The following is a 20,204-nucleotide window of genomic DNA, read 5'->3' as shown; positions in this document are numbered from 1 at the left end:
TGTCGCATAATTGTTATTGTACGACATGAATAATCTTGTCATAAGAAAATATGTGAGATCACGGTAAAATCCGGCCGGCAAGGTAGTTTTCATGGATTGCAAAGCGGTGCTCCGCGCTGACACATGCCTACATAAAGAGGTATAATTAGGGGCATATACCACCGCTTGAAAGAAGGAGATAAAATGTCCTCCAAACTGCCGGGTTTACCGCTGGAAGCGCAGTGGCCGAAAATTGATGCTCACGTTCATATAGATTTGTATGACGAGGCAGACCGGGAGAAGCTGCTGCAGGAGATGCCTGAAGACAGGGTGGAGGCCGTGATCGCCGTATCGATGAACCTGGCTTCCTCCCGGCTCAATTTGTCTTTCGCCGAGCGATATCCCGGCCTCGTCTATCCGGCGTTCGGTTATCATCCCGAACAGCCCGTGCCGACCGAAGACGAAGCCGACCGGCTCTTGAACTGGATGGAGGAGCATGCCCGCGAAATGATCGCCGTCGGCGAAATCGGGCTCCCCTACTATCTGCGCAAGGAAGCTTTAGAAGAAGGCAGGCCTTTCGATCTTGAACCTTATCTTGAGCTGCTGGAGAGGCTGATGCTTGCGGCAAAACGCTGGAATAAACCCGTTGTGCTGCACGCCGTTTACGAAGACGCCGAGCTCGTCTGCGACATGCTGGAACGCCATGGGCTGACTCGGGCCCACTTCCATTGGTTTAAAGGGGCGGAGCATACGGTCCGCCGCATGGCGGATCGCGGCTACTACATCTCGTTTACGCCGGATATTCTGTATGAGCGGGACATTCAGGAATTGGCCGGCGTCTATCCGGCAGACCTGGTCATGGCCGAAACCGATGGCCCTTGGCCTTTTGAAGGGCCTTTCTCCGGCCGGCTCACCCGGCCGGCGATGGTGGGGCACGTCGCCGCCGCCTGGGCCGGCATTCACGGGATCGCCCCGGAGGAAGCCGCCGCAGCATTTTACCGGAATACCCGCCGTTTTTACGGGATATGACTATGACGTTTCCGCGGCGACGTTCTTCCGGCGCCGTTTAGCGTTGGCCCAGGGGCCATGGACGGGCGGGCTCCCGCCTCGCTGCAGTTAGGCGCACTTTTGTCTCGCAACGGACCGGAAAGCCGCTATTCGCAAAATCCCACTAGCGTCGCACCCCATCTGATTTGACGTTTTCCAGCTGCACTAATATTCTAACGGTTGCCACAAGCGCTATTTGCTCCAACATCGCCGTTTTCAAATTCTAACGGTTGCCATAGCGCTTATTTAGCTAAAACCCGGCTATTTGGGCTCAGATTTGAGCAAATAACAGCGCTCACAACCGTTAAAATTTAGAAAGGGTCTTCTTTGGCAAAATAGCGACTAATACAACCGTTAGATTCCCGTGCGCATTTTCGCCACACCACAGCAATGCCTTCGGCAAATCGCTAGTAAAACACGAAAAAACCTGCAAACACTCTGCAGGTTTTTTCATGGAAAACTATTTTAATTCAAATCCCCGCTCCCGTAAAAACTCACGCATGTGGAGACGTGACGGTTGCGCGAGTTTTTCCGCCATCAGCACGGACCAAGGCGTATCTTTGGCTCCGCCTGTCCGCTCGCGCAAATACTTGGACATGGTTTCGTCATAGGCGGCAACGAGCTCTTCTTCCCGGGCGGCGTCATAACCGTTCCAATGCAATACGGCTTCCTGAGGAAGCCGCGGGCGCCTTCCCGGCTCCTGGTCCGGAACCCCAAGGCACATCCCGAATAAGGGGTAAACCAAATCCGGCAATCCGAGCAACTCGGCCACTTCGGCGCTCCGGTTGCGGATTCCGCCGATATACACGATGCCCAGACCGAGCGATTCCGCGGCTACGGCGGCATTTTGCGCCGCCAGCGCGGCGTCTACCGTGGCGACGATGAAGTTTTCCACCGAACCTTCATACGTTTCCTGTGAGGGAAGATGGCGGTCCGCCGCGTTTTTCAATCGCGACAAATCCCCGCACCAGACCAAAAATACGGGACACTGCTCCACGTAAGCCTGGTTGCCGCACAATGCGGCAAGCGTTTTTTTTCGCTCCGGGTCGTTCACCGCGATGACGCTGTATGCTTGCACGTTGCTCGAACTGGAGGCCATTTGCGCCGCGGCGACGATCGTTTCGACCTGCTCCCGGCTCACCGGCTGCCCGCTGAACTTCCGGATCGAACGGTGGGCCATAAGCAGCGATATCGTCTCGTTCGACTTATTCATGCTTTTTCACTCCCCATCCTGTTTTAATAAACTGAACCGCCTGCATCTATTTTCCAGTCCCATTATGAAACTTTCATGACCGATAAGCAAGCCGGAGGAGCCTCGTCCCGGGACGCATGTCGAAAGACAAGCCGTGCCAAAAGATTGAACTAGCGGCAGCATCTAATTAAGACCATCGAGCGGTATTTACAGAAACATCGAGACCGTGCTATACAGCAAATACACCGCCATTCCCCACACAATCAGCGCGGAGATCCGGTTAATGACCGCTTGAATCCGCCCGCCGCGATCGAGGCCCCCGAGCATCCTCCCCGCCATAGCCAGGCCGAAAAACCAGATCCAGGACACCAGAATCGTCGCCAGCGTAAACGACCATTTGGCGCTTCCTGCGTATCCGAGCGAACTCGTTCCGATCACACCGACCGTATCGAGGATCGCATGCGGATTCAGCAGCGATACCGACATGGCGAACATCGCCTGCTTTCGGGCAGGCAAGCCGGAACCTTTGTCATAAGTCTGACGCGGCGCGGTCCGCCAGATCGACCAGCCCATGTAGACCATAAAACAGGCGCCTGCCGCAAACAGCGCCGTTTTCAGCCAAACGGCCGACAGAACGATCACCGACACGCCCAGCACTGCCAGCAGAATCAGCGCCGTATCGCATAAGGCCGCCGTCAAAACAGCCGGAAAAGCCCGGACCAGCTTGCGCCCCGAAGCTCCTTGGTTAAACACGAACACATTTTGGGCGCCCAGCGGCAAAATCAGTCCCAACGCCAGCACCAGGCCGTGCAAAGCAGCTCCCACCATAAGGCGCACCCCCTTCCTATCTTCTCAGACTTGACCGACGAAACTTATTGTACCTTGTAACCCGCCATATGGCTCCATCCATTTGGTTGGTTATACAACCAACCAAAGAGTATAATGGAGAGTAAGAAACAACGAGGAGGACAAGCGATTCTAATCGGATAGGAGGACCAAAACGCGATGGAGCAACCTTTATGGCAGCCGGACCGCCATTCGCCCGTTCCGCTGCACCGGCAGATCATGGAGCATTTCCGCGATAAAATCGCCGGCGGGGAATGGCCGGTAGGCACCCGCATCCCTTCCCAGCGCGAGCTCGCCAAAAGCCTCGGCGTCAACCGCAGCACCGTGGTCGCCGCATTGGACGAACTGGCGGCCGCGGGGATGATTCAGGGCGGCAAAGGCGGCGGAACCCGCGTCATCAACCAAACCTGGGGCGTGCTGGCCGCGGCCCCTCCCCCGGATTGGAACAGCTACGTAAGCGCCGGGACGCAGCGCCCGAATCTTCCCGCCGTGCAGGAGATCAACCGGGCCGAGTTCCAGCCCGGCATCATCCGGCTCGGGACGGGGGAGCTGTCGCCCGAACTGCTGCCGCAAGCGGAGATGAGCGAGCTGCTGCGGCGCATGGCGGACCGTATGCCCGGCCTGGGCTACGGGGAGCCCGCCGGGGATCTGCGGCTGCGCGAAGTCATCGCCGCCAGGCTGAAAAAGCTCGGAATCGCCGCCTCCCCCTCATCGCTGCTCATCGTATCCGGCGCGCTGCAGGCGCTCCAGCTCATTTCGGTAGGGCTGCTGCCGCGGGGGGCCACCGTTTTGCTGGAGCGGCCGTCCTACCTGTATTCGGTTCCCGTTTTCCAATCGGCCGGCATGAAGCTCCGGGGCATCCCGATGGACGCGGAGGGGCTGCGGACCGATCTGGTCGCCGCCTATGCCAAACAGTATAATGGAGCCCTGCTGTACACAATCCCGACGTTCCACAACCCGACCGGCACGGTCATGAGCGAAAAACGGCGCCGGCTGCTGCTGGAAAGCTGCGAGGCCGCCCGGCTGCCGATCGTCGAGGACGACGTGTACCGGGACCTGTGGCTGGATGCGCCGCCCCCGCTTCCGCTCAAGGCGCGGGACCAAAGCGGCGGCGTATTGTACGTCGGCAGCCTGTCCAAAACGCTGAGCCCCGGGCTGCGCATCGGCTGGGTCGCCGGCCCCCCGCCCGTCGTCGAGCGGCTCGCCGACATCAAGATGCAGAGCGATTACGGCTCCAGCGCCCTGTCGCAGCAGGCCGCCGCGGAATGGCTGCAAAGCGGGATGTACGACGCCAGGCTGGAGCGGCTCCGCTCCGCGCTGCGGACCAGAAGGGATCAAGCCTTGTCCGCGCTGGAGAAACACTTCGGCGGCCTGGCCACCTGGGAAGCACCGCGCGGCGGCTTCTACATTTGGCTGAAGCTGAATGCTTCCCTGGCGCCGCGTAGGCTGTTCGACGCCGCGCTGCAAGCGGGCCTCCTGATCAACCCCGGGCATCTTTACGACCGGGAAGCCAACGACCGGCTGCGCTTTTCTTACGCCTACGCTGCGCCGGGCCAGCTTGAGGAGGGCATCTCACGTTTAGCGAGGATCGTCAGATCGCTGTTGCGCTGATGAGCAGGACGCGGCTTGAATTTAGCAAGGAATAGAATGGAATGGACAAAACCAGGCTGCCGAGAAACCTCGGCGAAAAAGATAAGAACAAAAAATGCCCCTATTTCGGCGATATCACCCATTTTGAGTACAATAGAGGAATTTTATGTCGCTATTTTCTCGAATCGCAAGGAAATACCTGCGGTCTGGACCATTCGCAGGTATATAAGGACAAAAATTTCCGTTAATGGCGATGAACATTTCTGGCTCCAGAAAATAAGAACATAAAGTTCCGCTATTTTGAAGGCCGACAGTTGGTAGTCATCGTCGTTCCAGCGGCCGGCAGCGGATCATCAAATGCCTGTATTCCCGCAGAAATTTCAACACTTACCAAGGCCGGCAGCAAAGCAAACAGGCCCTTCCCTGAATGGGAAGAGCCTGCCGCCCTAATCGGTCCTACTCCGTCCGGGTCAGCCGAACGGCCATATACGGTCTGCCGGGCAGGTCCACGCGGAACGTGCCTTCAAACGAACCGGGAACTTCGGTAATCGTCATATTCCACGTATCGATAATGTCCACTTTATACCGGACGCCCGGCCGCAATTGGAATATTCTGAACTTCGGCCGATTGAAGCCGAAATAATACATATAGTACTCATCGCGGATTCCCGCGCAAGGCAGGTCCCAATCGGACTTCACCGGCTCCCAGCGCTGCCCCGGCGCCTCCTCCACCAGCCGGCGCAAAAAGCCGATGCGCGCCGGGCTGTCGCCGACCAGCTTCCCGCCTTTGGACCACCATAATATCTCTTCATCGTTCAGGTACGTTTCACCATGACCGACATATCCGCCGCGGATCATCCCTTCCCAGCAGCGGCGCACCATTTCCTCGCCGGTGATATTGCCCCAGCCCTGGTCGATATCGCCTTCGTAGGCGCATTCGTCGATGACGACGGCCTTGCCCCAGCGCTCCCGCCATTCCAGGGTCGCTTCCGACGTTTTGTACACATCGATACGCTGCAGGCTGGAATGGGTCACCCAAGGCTTGCTGTGGTCATAGAAGGTTAGGCAGTTGTGATTGGACAGCAAATGTCCGTAGGGATCGTTCTCCTGGATAATTTGGGCGTAACGTTCCCAATCCTCCGCGCTTTTCGCCCACATCAGGTCGTATTCGTTGGCCAGCGACCACCAGACGTTCCGGTACGCCGCCAGGCGGGCCACAATGTAGCGCAGATAAAGATCGTCCGCCTCCCGGTCCATTTCCGAAAATCCCCAGCGGTCGTACGGATGGAACAGAATTAGATCGGCCTCGATCCCCAGCCGCCCCAAATCGGCGATCCGCTGCTCCAGATGCTCGAAAAAGGCCGGGTTGAACACGCTGAAATTCCAGCCCTTCTCCAAAGAACCTTCATACGCATACAGCTGGGGTTCATTGCGGTTGTATAAATATGACTTGGGGAACACGCACATGCGCATTTTGTTGAAAGGCGATCCGGCCAGCGATTTCAGCGTCTCCTGTTCCAGCTCTTCTCCCTGGTGCGTCCAAGCATAACAGGTCGTGCCGAACGGCAAATACGCCGTACCGTCTTCATAAGCAAAATGGAACGTATCCTGCACGCGCACCGGACCGTGATTGCCGGCGGCAGGGGGGTCGCAAACAAACGTCCCTTCCAGCCCGTCCAGCGCCTTGACCGTGCTCTCGGTCCGGTACGTCCACACCCCTTCCCGGTCGGGCATCAGGCGGATTTTATAGCTTCCGTCCCCGTTGTAAAACCCCGGAACCCGCACAAAGCGGCTCCCACCGTCCCAACTGAACACTGCGGCCAACTCCTCATCGGTATAGGGGTTGCCCTGCGACGGCCCTTTAAGCTCCAGCTCAAACACGTCCCACTTGGCCGCGCGCTCCGGCGAGCTGACCACGCCGCCCCCTTCGACCCGCACGTCCGCAAGCCGGTCCTTCCCGCTCCCCGACTCGCGACTCGGCGCGGCGGCTTCGCCGGAAGGCACCCCAGCCAGTTCCCGCAGCAGCGCATCCCGTTCCCCGGCCGGAAATCCGAACTCCATCCGCCGTTCCAGAAACTGCCCCAGCGTCATCATTTTATAAGTAAACGCGATATGCTCCTCTTCGGCAAGAAACGGAAAATACTTGAACAAGACCGATTTGGCGGGCTTGTCGGACCATATCCGTCCCATGCTGGTTTGCTCCATAATCTTCATATGCAACCTCCTAAAAGTTTTGTGAGCGTTACTTCTTTGAATAAGCTTCGAGCAAAACTTGCTGCGGAAACATAGGCTCTGGTTTTACGGGGCTCGGCGGGCAGCTCAGTTTGACCATCCCATCCCGCCGTCCCATTCCGATCCGTTTCGATCGTGCAATTCCGTTTCGATCCGTTTCGATCCGTTCAGATCCAATCCGTTCCGATCCGGTCGCTCGCTTGCTTTCTTACCTCCGCCCCGCTTTCTAACCCTTCACCGCTCCGGCCATCCCCGACACAAAGTATTTTTGGAAAAATAAATACACGGCCAAAATCGGCACGATCGAAATCAGCACCGCCGCGCTAAGCAGCGTATAGTTCGTGGAATGCTGCCCCTGGAACGTAAGCAAGCCCGCAGTAACCGGCTGCATCGAATCTTTCGTGATAAATATTTGCGCCAGCAAAAATTCATTCCAGGTGGACAGAAAGTCGAGAATCACCAGTGTAGCAATAGCCGGCATGGCCATCGGCAGAATAATGCGGAAAAATTTGCCCAGTTCCCCGCACCCGTCAATGTATGCCGCCTCGTCCAGCTCCTTGGGAATGGAGCGGAGAAAGCCCCGCAGCACCATGATGCCAAAGGGAATACCGAAACCGATATACACGATAAAAATGCCGGGATACGTATTTGCCAGGCCAAAGTGGTTCAGCATCATGTTCAGCGGCACCAGCGTAGCCTGGAACGGGATCATCATCCCGATCAGAAACATGGCAAACAGCGCGTCCGCCCATTTAAAACCCATCCGGGTCAACGCATACGCGGCCAGCGCCTCGACGAGAATGCCCAGCGGCACCTTCACAACCGAAATGAACAAGCTGTTGCCGATATAAGGCTTCATTTTATCCCAGGCCTCGGCAAAATTGCTCCACGCCAGCGTCTCCGGCAGAGCGTATACGGGATTTCGCATCAAATCGGCGTTGGACTTCATCGCTGTCATGGCGATGAAAACAATCGGAACCAGAAATATCACCGCCAGGCCAAACAGCAATATATAGGAAACCGCCCGCGAAGCGGCGGATTTTTGCGTTTCTTCCATCGGAGGCCCCCCTTTCCGTGAAAATCATACGTGAGATTTCCGGTTTGTGTAATATACGTAAGGAATGATCACGACCATCGCGACAAATACAAGGATCCAAGAAATGGCCGAGCCCACGCCGATGTTGTTGAATTTGAAGGTCTGATAATACATCCAGGACGACAGCACCTGCGTGCTTTGGGCCGGTCCTCCCGCCGTCATGCCGTAGATGATGTCATATACTTTCATGGCATTAACCATCGTGGTCGCAAAAACGATCACAAAGGTTTCGCTAAGCAGTGGAATCGTGATAAAGCGGAAAGATTGGAACGGCTTCGCCCCGTCGATGAGCGCCGCTTCATAGCAGTCCTTCGGGATACTCTGCAGCCCGGCGAGAAACAGCACCATCGGCAGTCCCACGCCCTGCCACACCGCGGCGACAAACACGGCGTACAGCGCCGTTTTAGGATCGGCCAGCCAAGGATGGGCCAGACTGCCAAGCCCGATCCCTTCGAGCACCGTGTTGATGAACCCCCGCGTCGGATGATAAAGCCAAGTCCACATGAGCGCAACGATGATGCCCGACAATACATAGGGAAAATAAAATACACTGCGGAAAATCGATCTGCCCTTCAAACTCCTGTTGAGCAGCAGCGCCAGCAGCAGGCCGAGGCCGATGATGATCGTCAGCGACCCGGCCAGCCATAGCACATTATTTTTTAACGCGGTTCCGAATACCGTATCCTCCGTTAATAGATAAATATAGTTTTGCAGCCCGACAAACGTTTTCTTGGGAGAAATTCCGTTCCAGCTGTACAAGCTAAGCTGCAGCGTGTATAGAGAAGGTATGACAATAACGACAAGATAAATGAGCAGCGCCGGCAGCAAAAATGTCCACGGCTTCCAAGCCTTCAGTTTCATAAGCGCCTCCCTCCAAATCCGGTAAACGGCTTTCAGGGCGCGGCCGGCAGGCCGCTTCCCTGAAAGCTAAGCACCAAACGCCTATCGTTCTAGTTGTTTTTATACGACTCGGCGGCTTTCTGAATTTCCTTGGCCGCCTGCTCAGGCGTCCATTCGTTCAGCACGACGGCATCCTGGGCTTCGAACAGCTTCTGCACCACCGTCTGCGGCAAAGCCTGGTCCGCGATCAGGAAGTTGCCTTCCCCGATCATTCCGGCCATCTCGGAGGTGTGCGGCGACTGCGCGGAAGTTTTGAACTGCTTCAGGGCCGGCGAACCGTACTGGTCGATATACTGATCCACAACCTCTTGACCGGTAATATATTCACCCAGTTTTACGGCAGCTTCCTGCACCTTCGGATCGGAGCTTCCGTTGATTTGGAACATTTCCGCAAAGCTGGACATCCGCACCGGCTGCTGATCGTTCGGGAATTTAAAGATGCCGAACTGATTCGGATCGGCCCCCGCCTGGGCAAAGCTCAGATCAACCCATGCCCCCTCCAGCGCAAAACCTTGCTGCGCACTGTAAAGCGGCGTCTCCGCTTCCTGCGGGTCCAGTGTAATGAAGCCTTTTTCGAAATAACCTTTATCGGACCATTCCTTCAGCTTGGCAAAAGTTTGCACCACGGCCGGGTCGTCCCAAGAAGCTTCCAAGGCGTTCAGCTTGTCATGGAGTTCCGCGCCGCCGTAAAGTTCGATCAGCTGCTCAACCCAACGCATCAGCATCCAGCCGCCCTTGCCGCCGACGGCAAAAGGTGTAATCCCACCCTCCTTCATCGTTTGCAGTTGGCCTTCAAACTCGGCGAACGTGGTTGGTGGAGTCAGGTTTAATTTGGTATACAGCTCTTTCGGATAAAATACCCCCAGCGAAGCAAGATGGAACGGTACGCCCGTGATTTTCCCGTCGAATTTGACCAGGTCGAGCGCCGCGGGGTTGTAGATTTCGTCCCATTTATGCTCGGCCGCGATTTGGGTCAAATCCATGGTGAGACCGTTTTCAGGATAAAATGAACCAAGCGACCCGCCCCAAGTAAACCACATGTCCGGCAGCGTCTTTGAAGCGGCGGCCACCTTCAACGATTCCTTCAGCGGATCGGTGCCGTAGAAGGTGGGCTCCACCTTGATGTCCGGATTTTTGCTCTCGAACTCTTTGATGATCGGTTCCAAATAAGCCTGTTGATCATTCAGCACCCAGATGGTCACGGCCGTCTGGGGCTTCTCGCCTCCCGCCCCGTTTCCCGCGGCGGCATTCTTCGATCCGGCGCCTCCTCCGCAGGCCGATAACATCAATACGATCGCCGTCATCGCCGCCAGTACCGCAGTTAAGCGTTTTTTTTGCATAAGCGTCCCCCCGTTATATGTGATGTAAGTTTCAAGAGGTTGTTCAAAAAGTCATCTTTTGATCACGAAGTAGACTCATGGAGCTTAATCGACATCGAATCTTGAATTCAGCCGAGCCAAGCGAATGCTTCCGAAGCATGTTTCCTACGGAAACATTTCAGTTGCTCACGTACCCAAAACGTACGCTCCGCTCCTTACGTCCCTAGCTTCATCCAACCTTCTCGGTGCTGAAAACCTGACTTTTTGAACTCGCACTCTAAGTAAACCAGCACTCCGCTTGTTTACCTGCTTTAAGTCTACTATCCGAGGGCCGCAGCCGGGTATAAGCGGCGTTTGTCATTTCGTACACTTCGCGTACGCATTATGGCCGTCCGCCGCCTTTCAATGACGGTCCGATAGACGAATCCTGTTTTTTGGTATCTTTTTTTGCACTAACTAACGGTTCCGGTATTCCAACGGGGTCATCCCCACCCGCTCTTTAAACAGCTTGCTGAAATAATGCGGATTCGTGTAGCTGAGGATTTCGGCGATTTCATACACCTTTTTGTTCGTTTCCCGCAGCAGCTTCTGGGCGTAGATGATTTTGTTGCGGATCACGTATTCGCTGAAGCTTTCGCCCACTTCCCTCAGAAAAATGCGGCTTAAATAACCCGGGCTGATCGGAATGGAGTCCGCCACCTTCTGCAGCGTAATATCCTCCAGCAGGTGGCCATCCACATATTCCTTCGCCAGGCGGATATGCAAACTGTCGCTCTGCTGGTTCACCGGAAACTTCAATTCGGCTTCCAGGTAAGCCTCGGGAATATGCTGCGGGTCCCCGTAAACGGAGCTAAAGGAATAGACGATCGAGGCGTTGAGCAGCTCGAAGATTTTGCTCCGCAGCCGCTCCAGGTACTGCTCCCTGCCGCAGCGGCCGCCCGCCCCCGACTTCGGCACGGCCGGCGCCAGCCAGATGATTTCCCGGCGGCCCCGGTGAAAGACGAGTCCGCCAAAGTCCCGGCCCACGTATTCTTCGATCAGATATCGGATCGAGATGAATTTCAGATGATCCTTGGCTTCCCCCGCAGCGATTTGATCCGCGGCATCGCCCCGCAGGCGGATAGCGGCAAGCCACAGCCCTTGGGACAGCGATCCTTCCGGCGCAAGCTCCGGCACCAGCATTTCCCGCGGATAAGTGTACGTATCAAGCAGGGAAATCAGCCAAGCGTTGCGCTCCTCCTCCGGCCATGCCGGGAGCGTCCTGGACGTGTTTTGCTCCAGCAGCTTGACCGCTTTTTGCAGCGCCCCTTTCACTTCCTCCTCGTCCATGGTGGGCTTGTGGAGATAATCGAGCGCGTTTAGGCGAATCGCTTCCTTGACATAAGGGAAATCGTCATAACTGCTCAAATAGATCATTTGGATATGCTGCGGCCAATGGCTGCGGATATAGCGCCCCAGCTCGATCCCGTCCATGCCCGGCATGCGGATATCGGTCATCACGATATGGATCTCCTCCGACTCCAGCACTTTCACCGCCTCCTCGCCGTTGGCGGCTTCAGCTTTCCAGCACACGCCCTGCGCCTCCCAATCCACCATATACCGCAGCCCCATTCTGACGATGGGTTCGTCCTCCACAACTAGCAGATTCCACATTTCTAATCCCCCTTTTCAAGTCCCCCATTTTAGCTACTCAGTCCCCGGCTTCATCCAGCCTTCCCGGTCCTGAAAACCCGGCTTTTTGAACTCGCGCTTCAACGGTTTATAGGGTATTGTCATGATCACGGCGGTCCCCGGCTCCAAGCGTTGAACGGCAAGGCCGTATTCTCTGCCGAACCACAGCCGGATGCGGTCGTTGACGTTGTTGATGCCGATATGGGAGGCTTCGTCCCCGGACCGCTCCTCCAGCAGGCGCGCGATCTGCTCCTCCGCGATCCCGACTCCGTCATCTTTGATTTCAAGGCAAAGCTTGCGGCGGTCACGCTCCAGCAGCGAAACCGTTACGCGGATCGCCAGCTTGCGGTCCAGTCCCCGGGAACCGTGAAAAATGGCATTCTCCAATATCGGCTGAAGCAGCATCGCCGGTACCCCCGCGTCCAGCAATTCTTCAGGCACGTCCCACTCGACGGCAAACGTATTGGTGTAGCGCAGATCCATTAATTGCTCGTAATCCCGCAGCAGTTCGATCTCCTTGGACAAGGGCATGAGCTCATCGTTCAGCTTTAGATAGGATTGGAGCAAACGGTTCAGGGCATGGATCAGCTTGGCGATTTGCGGGGACTGCTGCAACATGGCCAGCATCCGGATCGAATTGAGCGTGTTGTACAAAAAATGCGGCTGAATCCTCACCCGCAGCGCGTACAGCTCGGCCTTTCGCTTCTGCCGCTCCTTCTCCGCGATCGATTGGACCAGCTCGTCCAGCCGCCTGACCATACGCGCGTAACTCAAGTGCAGCTGCCCGATTTCGTCATACCGGGTCGGCGCTTCCAGAACCTCGAATTTCCCGGTCTCGACGCTCCGCATGGAGCGGATCAGCCGGTTGATCGGGCGCGAAAGATTGCCGGCAAGCAGCCAGGATACGAGCGCCGAGGCCACCGTCAAAAGGGCGGCGATCACAAGCGTATATTTGCGTATGGTGTTGCTGCCCTGCAGGATCACCTGCTGGTTTTTGCCCACGTAGATCGTCCAGCCCAAATAATTGTTTTTTCTCACCACACCGCTGTATTTTACCCTCCGGTTATCGACCTTGCTCTCCGCCGTCCAGACGCCGCCGCTCGCGCCTGCGTCAAGCGGACGTTCCAGCAGACGCGCGGCAACTTGTTCATCCGAAGCGTAGATCAGCCGATGATTCGCGTCGACGACGGTCACAGCGGTATCCTGCAGCCCGGAGGAATCGATGATATTTTCGATGAAATCGGGAGAAATATGAATGGCGATCACCGCGAGCGGACGCATTTCCTCGTCCAGCAGCATTCTCGATACGGTGACGGCCTCGAACGATCCCCCTTCGAATTGCCCCACCTCATGCAAGCCCGAAACGACGAAGCCGCCTTTCTTCTCCAACGCCTCTTGATACCAGTCTTCCTGCTTCACGTCGTAGGCCCGGTTGATCGAGGAACTTCCACTGAGCTGATACCCGCTGATCCGGCCGTTGTTGCCGTACAGAACCATCGCTTTAATCGATTTGTTAATCGAAGGATACGCGCTCATTAAACGAATCAGCTGCCGCTGCGCGTTCAGCTCGGCCGACCCCCAGTCCTCTTCGGGAACGTAAGGCCGATTAAAAATTGTAAACGCTTCCGGCATATAGTAAGGCAAAATGCTGAAACGGTCGAAATCGCTGACTTGTTTCTGAATCGCCGAAATCAACTGTCCGGCAATAACCTGCAGATCCTGCTCCGTCCGCATCATCAAGGTTTCCGAAGACTTCCGGTAGGCGATCGTTCCCACCAGAAGCACCGGCAGGCTGCTGACGACGATAAGCACGAGCAACAATTTTCTTTGATAAGATAAGCGCTTCCAAAACATGACTTCAACCCCCAGCTGTCAAAAGATATCCCGATCTTATCATAGAAAAGGAACAACGATACTCCCGAGCCGATCCCTCCAGCATGTTATCCCCCATGCTGAGGGCTAAAAAGCTAAACCAAACAGCCCATTCAACACTAAACAAAACCACATATTTTAGTTCAAAACATAATTACGACCTAAAAATACAATTAATACGACGATTAGTCAATCATTATTCCTTAATTTAAGTATATATACAAGGATAAACAACTAAATAGTTTAGCGGCCCAACTTTTACGGCATGAGATTGACAAGCAGGCGTTGATAAAACTAGCGATTCTAACGGTTGCCATAACCACTATTTGTTCCAGAAGCATTGATTTCAAATTGTAACGGATGCCATAGCGTTTATTTCACTGAAATCCGGCTATTTTTGCTTAGAATCAGGCAAATACCGGCGATCACAACCGTTAGAATTTAGAAAAGGTCTTTTTTCGGCAAATAGCCGCTGTACAACCCTTAGATTTTCGGCGGGCGATAGTATCGCTCGAAAACCAGAACTTTTCGGGAATTCTGGAAATTATCAGGGATACTTGTTGTTATCAGCCCTTTTTTAAAATGCGCAATTTACATTTTATTGCAAAAGTGATATCATAACAATATCGATACAATATGACTCTATTATTTTGAAGGAGTGTTCCCGTATGTATAAGGAAAAAGAAATGTCTTATTTGAACGGTTTTGCCGCCTTGCTGTTTATCCTGGCACTCGCGGCCGCCGGCGTCTATTTGATCTCGCTTTCCGGCGCGCTGCCCGTGATTGGCGGAATCGCCGCCTGCGCCATCGCCTTCGTGCTGCTCACCGGCCTTACGATTGTACAGCCGAACCAGGCGGCCGTCGTGACTTTTTTCGGACGTTATCTCGGCGTCATTCGCAAAAGCGGATTATACCTGGCCGTCCCGCTCTCAAGCCGCCGGAAGGTTTCGCTGCGCGTACGCAATTTCAATAGCGCGAAGCTGAAGGTCAACGACGTGAACGGCAACCCGATCGAAATCGCAACCGTCGTTGTTTTTGCGGTCGTCGATTCGGCGAAAGCCTTGTTTGAGGTCGATGAATACGAAACGTTCGTGGAAATTCAGAGCGAAGCGGCCCTGCGCCACGTCGCCAGCAAGTACCCTTACGACCAGCCGGACACGGCAAGCTTCTCCCTGCGCGGCAATACCGAAGAAATCGCGGTGGAGCTGACCGATGAACTGCAAAACCGGCTGGCGATCGCCGGCGTTAAAGTGATTGAAACGCGCCTCACCCATTTGGCGTATTCGACCGAAATCGCCAGCGCCATGCTGCAGCGGCAGCAGGCCGAAGCCATCATCGCCGCGCGCGAGAAAATCGTCGACGGCGCCGTCACGATGGTGCAGATGGCGATCGAACGCCTGCAGGCGGGCCAGGTCGTGGAGCTGGACGATGAGCGCAAAGCCGCGATGATCAACAACCTGCTCGTTGCCGTCGTTTCCGACCGTTCCGCCCAGCCGGTCATCAACACAAGCACGCTTTACTAAAAGGGCGCCAATCATAATGGCCAGCAAAAAAAGCTTCCCTCTTCGCCTTGACCCGATCCTGTATCAAGCTTTGGAACGCTGGGCAGCGGACGAATTCCGAAGCGTAAACGGTCATATCGAATACCTGCTGCGGGAAGCGTTGCGCCGTGAAGGCAGGCTGCCCTCAAACCGGGCGCCGGGCAAAGAGGAGGAGAAGCATGACGCAGACTAAACAGATTCGCAAACCGTGGTGGGAGTCCAAATCGGCAGCGCTTTTGAAGGAATTTGCCAAAACCGGCGGAGGCACGTACGCGGCCGCGAAACTTCATGGGCTGAAATATACGAGACAGCATGTGCGCGTTAGACTTCCCCACGAGCTTGGGCAATGCATCGTCACCTTGGCCGCCCCCAGCTCCAGTTCCTCCGGCCAAGCGCATGTTATCGGCATAAAATACAGCTACCGGCCCCGCCGCAAGCTGGAGTTCGATCTTTGCTCCGCCAAACGCCCGGCGCCCGGCTTGCTTTCCGGGCGTTTGCGGCCTGCCGCGCTGCCCGATTCCGCCTTGAACAAGCGGTTCCGCGCGCGGGCGTCGCACCCCGGCCTGCTGCGCCCCGTCCTCAAGCAGGACGGCCTGGCCGAGGCGCTGGAACTGCATCCGGGTACGCACATCAAGCTCCGGCTCAAAGCGCACGAAGCGTCGCTAAGTTTTTCGGAAAGTGTCAAACACCCCGATGTGCCTGCGCTCGCCAGCAGTGTGCAGCTCATGAAACTGCTTATCCAAGGGCTTTATGAGCAAGGGGTCATTTATGAAAAACCATAACCTGATTACCATAGAAAATAACGCCGGCGGCGCCTCCGCTCCCCCGGTTGCATGTCTTCATGTTTTATAGCAGCTTGTTCACCGTATTCGCTAGATTCCAGCGATCTAAGCGGCATAAGCTTATTACCCGCGCCCCTCTCATTGGAGAAATTCCAATAGATTGGCGGATACTGAACAACAAGCCCCAGGCGAAGCCGATATGGAACGGCTATCGCTTGGGGCTTGTTAATACCAATCTCCTTCAGTTTCCTGCTTTGGCCCAGCCAACTGCCCAGGCTTACAGCTTCACTCTTTGCAGGCGCAGCGCGTTCAGCACCACGGAGACCGAGCTGAGGGCCATCGCCGCGCCGGCGAGCCAAGGAGCGAGGAAGCCCGCGGCCGCCACCGGGATGCCGATCGTGTTGTAAGCGAGCGCCCAGAACAGGTTCTGCTTGATATTGCCCATCGTGCGCTTGCTCATCGCGATCGCGTCCGGCACGCCCTCAAGGTCGCCGCGCATCAGCGTCACGTCGGCCGCCTCCATGGCCACATCGGTGCCCGTGCCGATGGCGATACCGACATCGGCCACGGCCAGCGCCGGAGCGTCGTTGATGCCGTCGCCGACCATCGCCACCTTCAGGCCGCGCTCCTGCAGCTTTTTGACTTCGGCGGCTTTGCCTTCCGGCAGCACCTCGGCGAGCACCTCGTCGATGCCGACCTCGGCGGCGATCGCCTTCGCCGTGCGTTCATTGTCGCCGGTGATCATGACCACGTGAAGCCCCATCGCCTTCAGCCGCGCCACCGCGGCTTTGGACGTGTCCTTCACGGTATCGCTCACGGCGACCATGCCGGCGTAGACGCCGTCCGCCGCGATGAGCAGCACGGTGTTGCCGGCGGCTTCGAGCGCCGCCATCTCCGGCAGCGCGGCGGAGACATCGACGCCTTCCCGCGCCATCAGACGGCGCGTGCCGGCGAGCACCCGGCGGCCAAGTACGGCCGCCGTAATGCCATGCCCCGGCACCGCCTCAAAGGCGGTCGCCTCGGGCAGATCCAGGCCGCGCGCCCGCGCCCCGGCAACGACCGCATCCGCGAGCGGATGCTCGGAGCTGCGCTCGGCGGCGCCCACGAGCCGGAGCAGTTCCGCCTCGTCCCAGCCCCCGGCCGGGACGATTTGCCGCAGCTCCGGCTGCCCCCGCGTGATCGTGCCGGTCTTATCCAGCACGATCGCGTCGAGCCCTTGGGCGGTCTCGAGATGCTCGCCGCCCTTGAACAGGATGCCGTACTCCGCGGCCCGCCCGGAACCGGCCATAATCGACGTCGGCGTCGCCAGTCCGAGCGCGCAAGGGCAGGCGATCACGAGCACGGCGATCGCTTTTTCCAGCGCTTCCGCAAAGCTGCCCGGCGCCACCAGGAAGAACCACACCAAAAACGTTACCACGGCGATCCCGACGACGATCGGCACGAAAATCCCGGAGATCACGTCCGCCACCCGCTGGATCGGCGCCTTCGACCCTTGGGCCTCTTCGACGACGCGGATGATTTGCGCCAGCGCCGTATCCCTGCCGACCTTGGAGGCCTCAACACGCAGCACGCCGTGTTTGTTCACGGTTGCCCCGATAACCGGATCGCCTGCTTTTTTCTCGACCGGAATGCTCTCCCCCGTCAGCATCGATTCGTCCACCGCGGACGAGCCGCCGGCCACGATACCGTCTACGGGTATTTTTTCGCCCGGCTTTACGATCAGCAGGTCGCCCGGAACAACCGCCTCGATCGGCACGACCGTCTCCACGCCGTCTTTGACGACAAGCGCTGTCTTGGCCTGCAGCCCCATCAGCGTTTTGATCGCCTGCGAGGAACGCCCTTTAGCCAGCGCTTCGAACCATTTGCCGAGCAAGATCAGCGTGATCAGGATCGAACTCGTCTCATAATACAGCTGGGGGGTATGCCCGTGCGGCATACTCAAGGCGTCCAGGCTCAAATATAGACTGTAAAAATACGCCGCCGACGTGCCGAGCGCGACCAGCACATCCATGTTGGCGCTGCGGCTGCGCAGCGCCTTGTACGCGCCGACGTAAAAACCTCGCCCAATAATGAACTGTACCGGAGTTGCCAGCGCCAGCTGGAACCAGGGGTTCATGAACAGCTCCGGCGTCCAGATCCACGAGGTGAAGGAAAAATGCCCGGCCATCGCCCACAGCAGCGGTAAGGCCAGCACTGCCGACACGATCAGCTTGTTTCTCTGCTTGCGGATCTCCCGGGCCCGGATGTCCTCCGACTCCTGCTCCGAAGGTTTGGGAATGGCTCCGTATCCGAGTTTGCTAACTTTATCGATGATTTGCTCCAGCGATACTTCCCCCGGCTCATATGTCACCTGGGCCGTCTCCAGCGCCAGGTTCACGTTCGCCTGCTCCACGCCGGGAAGCCGGTTTAGCCCTTTTTCGATCCGGGCCGCGCAGGCGGCGCAGGTCATGCCGGTGATTTGCAGCGTCGCTTGATCGTTTGGGGCCGACAGTGCTTTTTCCATAGCGATTCCTCCATGTTTGTTTGCATTTTCGCCTTCGAAATACCCCCATGGGGTATATTCCGGACGACAGAAAAGTGTCCCGCCCATTCCGAGCCTGATCGTACGGGTTTTCCGCATCAGACTCGCAGCGGTTTGCTTCAACTTAGACTTTTGAATTAAACAACGTCGTATCCCTGTTCTTCAATCGCTTCCTTGATTTGATCCACCGTCACTTTGCTTTCATCAAAAGAAACTTCGACTTTTTTGCCCGCCAGATCGACCTTGCCTGTGGCGCCCAATCCCGCAACGGCTCCTTCCACCGACTTGACGCAATGATTGCACGACATGCCTTCCACGTTCAACGTAATATTTTGCATGATTCCTGCCTCCTAAATTTTTGATAATTTACTTCATTAACTTATTGACCGTCACCAGCAGCTCATCCACCACTTCCGTCTCGCCGGCTTGAATCCGTTCGATGACGCAGCTTCTCATATGTCCCTCGAGCAACAGCCGGCCGACGCTGTTGAGCGCGGACTGGACGGCGGCAATCTGATTCAGAACATCGTCACAGTAAGTATCTCTTTCGATCAGCCCTTTGATTCCGCGAATTTGCCCTTCGATCCGGTTCAATCGGCTGGTCAGGTTGCTTTTCAAGGCTTCGGAATGGTGGCTTCGCCGAACCGTTTTGCCCGCGGTTTTGCCCTCAGCTTTGCCCTCGTTCTGCACTCCGTGGTCTTCACAATGGTGTGTATGTTCCTGAACATTGTCCGCCATACGTCTTCTCCTTTCAAACCAGCATAACTTGTTGTGGCAAACTCATTATAATATACCCCCACGGGGTATGTAAAGAGGTGGTTGCAAATTTTCCGGCTTGCCCTGTTCCGCTGCACTTCACGCTCATTTCCTAGTTTGTTCATAATTCAAGCCTGCTACCGGCAAAAAGGGGACGTTCGATCAAAGCTTCACGAAATGCAAAAGTGCAGGCGAATTTCGTCGAAACTCCACGAAACAGGCGGCTCAAATGTAAAAGTGCAGTTCATCCCCAGCTATACAACCATATTTTACCATATTCACTTTAACCAACTGCATTTTTGCATCTCATGCGCCTTGGTAGCAAGATCATGCGCAATATGAAGTGCACTTTTGCACTTGAACCTCGTAACGCGACTCTTGTCACGGCAAAGACTTCTTATCATCATTAGCGTTTCTCACCATCACTAAGCGCTCCTTATCATCGCCAACCGCTTGACGACGCCCCGGCTAAACCCGTCCCGCGTTTTCGCCTGCGCTTACTATTCCCGCAATAACAAGCAAAAAACCCGCCGCCACTTGTAAAGCGGCAAACGGGTTTTTCTTCATTCATCTTTTTATTGATAACCCCAAATCATCGCAAACAAGGTGCCGAAAACGGTGACCAGGCCGACGAACAGGGCGTAACCGATGTTGGTGAACAGCGCGGTTTTTGTGCCGCCCTCGCTGATATGCATGAACAGGAACAGCTGCAGTGACATTTGGATCGCCGCGCAAATGAGCAGGATCGTGAGTCCCACCGCCATCGGCATATCCCAGAAAACTACCGACAACGCCACAACGGACAGAATCAGCGAAAATACATATCCCATGACGTGCTGAACAGGAAAGAGCTTTTTCAT

Annotated in this window: 17 protein-coding genes; 5 read left to right on the top strand and 12 right to left on the bottom strand. The window is 56.2% G+C overall.

Annotated elements, in window-relative coordinates:
- Positions 1-183 precede the first annotated feature (183 nt).
- Positions 184-1,008 carry a TatD family hydrolase gene (locus NYE74_RS32820; RefSeq protein WP_124332795.1) on the top strand — a complete coding sequence of 275 codons (825 nt, stop codon included), beginning with the start codon at positions 184-186 and terminating at the stop codon, positions 1,006-1,008.
- Positions 1,009-1,486: 478 nt separating this feature from the next.
- Here the strand turns inward: NYE74_RS32820 and nfsA are convergent, their stop codons facing one another.
- A complete protein-coding gene (nfsA, locus tag NYE74_RS32815) occupies positions 1,487-2,239 on the bottom strand; it encodes an oxygen-insensitive NADPH nitroreductase (protein ID WP_124332796.1) in 753 nt (250 codons plus the stop codon).
- A gap of 186 nt (positions 2,240-2,425) precedes the next feature.
- A complete protein-coding gene (locus NYE74_RS32810; RefSeq protein ID WP_341005549.1) occupies positions 2,426-3,046 on the bottom strand; it encodes a LysE/ArgO family amino acid transporter in 621 nt (206 codons plus the stop codon).
- 177 nt (positions 3,047-3,223) lie between these two features.
- Here NYE74_RS32810 and NYE74_RS32805 point away from each other — a divergent pair, with 177 nt between their 5' ends.
- A complete protein-coding gene (locus tag NYE74_RS32805) occupies positions 3,224-4,675 on the top strand; it encodes an aminotransferase-like domain-containing protein (protein ID WP_036626497.1) in 1,452 nt (483 codons plus the stop codon).
- 435 nt (positions 4,676-5,110) lie between these two features.
- Here NYE74_RS32805 and NYE74_RS32800 read toward each other — a convergent pair whose 3' ends face one another.
- From NYE74_RS32800 to NYE74_RS32775, 6 genes are all read right to left on the bottom strand, one after another.
- On the bottom strand, positions 5,111-6,868 hold the full coding sequence (locus tag NYE74_RS32800; RefSeq protein WP_213511305.1) for a DUF5605 domain-containing protein: 1,758 nt from the start codon (positions 6,866-6,868) through the stop codon (positions 5,111-5,113).
- 244 nt (positions 6,869-7,112) lie between these two features.
- Complete coding sequence (locus NYE74_RS32795; RefSeq protein ID WP_270620101.1) at positions 7,113-7,943, bottom strand: carbohydrate ABC transporter permease; 831 nt, start codon at positions 7,941-7,943, stop codon at positions 7,113-7,115.
- 24 nt (positions 7,944-7,967) lie between these two features.
- Positions 7,968-8,843 carry a carbohydrate ABC transporter permease gene (locus NYE74_RS32790; RefSeq protein ID WP_270620102.1) on the bottom strand — a complete coding sequence of 292 codons (876 nt, stop codon included), beginning with the start codon at positions 8,841-8,843 and terminating at the stop codon, positions 7,968-7,970.
- Positions 8,844-8,932: 89 nt separating this feature from the next.
- Positions 8,933-10,222 carry an ABC transporter substrate-binding protein gene (locus NYE74_RS32785; RefSeq protein ID WP_036626506.1) on the bottom strand — a complete coding sequence of 430 codons (1,290 nt, stop codon included), beginning with the start codon at positions 10,220-10,222 and terminating at the stop codon, positions 8,933-8,935.
- Positions 10,223-10,657: 435 nt separating this feature from the next.
- Positions 10,658-11,854: a response regulator gene (locus NYE74_RS32780; protein ID WP_036626507.1), complete on the bottom strand. Its 1,197-nt coding sequence runs from the start codon at positions 11,852-11,854 to the stop codon at positions 10,658-10,660.
- A 33-nt stretch (positions 11,855-11,887) separates the two neighbouring features.
- Complete coding sequence (locus tag NYE74_RS32775) at positions 11,888-13,726, bottom strand: cache domain-containing sensor histidine kinase (RefSeq protein ID WP_051985739.1); 1,839 nt, start codon at positions 13,724-13,726, stop codon at positions 11,888-11,890.
- 686 nt (positions 13,727-14,412) lie between these two features.
- On the opposite strand from NYE74_RS32775, the gene NYE74_RS32770 reads away from it, so the two are divergent.
- The 3 genes from NYE74_RS32770 to NYE74_RS32760 are packed head-to-tail and all read left to right on the top strand — an operon-like array spanning position 14,413 to position 16,067.
- The gene (locus tag NYE74_RS32770) at positions 14,413-15,267 is read left to right on the top strand and encodes an SPFH domain-containing protein (protein ID WP_036626508.1); all 855 of its coding nucleotides are present in this window, start codon (positions 14,413-14,415) and stop codon (positions 15,265-15,267) included.
- Positions 15,268-15,283: 16 nt separating this feature from the next.
- Complete coding sequence (locus NYE74_RS32765; protein WP_036626509.1) at positions 15,284-15,478, top strand: hypothetical protein; 195 nt, start codon at positions 15,284-15,286, stop codon at positions 15,476-15,478.
- Entirely contained in the window at positions 15,465-16,067 is a 603-nt protein-coding gene (locus NYE74_RS32760) for a hypothetical protein (RefSeq protein ID WP_124332799.1), read from the top strand. Before NYE74_RS32765 ends, NYE74_RS32760 begins: the two co-directional genes overlap by 14 nt.
- A gap of 277 nt (positions 16,068-16,344) precedes the next feature.
- Here NYE74_RS32760 and NYE74_RS32755 read toward each other — a convergent pair whose 3' ends face one another.
- The 4 genes from NYE74_RS32755 to qoxD form a co-directional block, all read right to left on the bottom strand.
- Positions 16,345-18,570, bottom strand: a complete 2,226-nt coding sequence (locus tag NYE74_RS32755; RefSeq protein ID WP_124332800.1) for a heavy metal translocating P-type ATPase — start codon at positions 18,568-18,570, stop codon at positions 16,345-16,347.
- 155 nt (positions 18,571-18,725) lie between these two features.
- Positions 18,726-18,926 (bottom strand): copper chaperone CopZ, encoded by a 201-nt coding sequence (gene copZ / locus NYE74_RS32750; RefSeq protein WP_036626512.1) that lies wholly within the window; start codon positions 18,924-18,926, stop codon positions 18,726-18,728.
- Between the two features lie 28 nt (positions 18,927-18,954).
- Positions 18,955-19,326 (bottom strand): metal-sensitive transcriptional regulator, encoded by a 372-nt coding sequence (locus tag NYE74_RS32745; RefSeq protein WP_036626513.1) that lies wholly within the window; start codon positions 19,324-19,326, stop codon positions 18,955-18,957.
- 593 nt (positions 19,327-19,919) lie between these two features.
- Positions 19,920-20,204 carry a cytochrome aa3 quinol oxidase subunit IV gene (gene qoxD / locus NYE74_RS32740; RefSeq protein WP_036626514.1) on the bottom strand — a complete coding sequence of 95 codons (285 nt, stop codon included), beginning with the start codon at positions 20,202-20,204 and terminating at the stop codon, positions 19,920-19,922.

Source organism: Paenibacillus sp. FSL P4-0127 (assembly GCF_038007325.1).
GTDB classification, from domain to species: Bacteria; Bacillota; Bacilli; order Paenibacillales; family Paenibacillaceae; genus Fontibacillus; species Fontibacillus macerans.
This window is presented reverse-complemented; position numbering and strand designations above follow the sequence as displayed.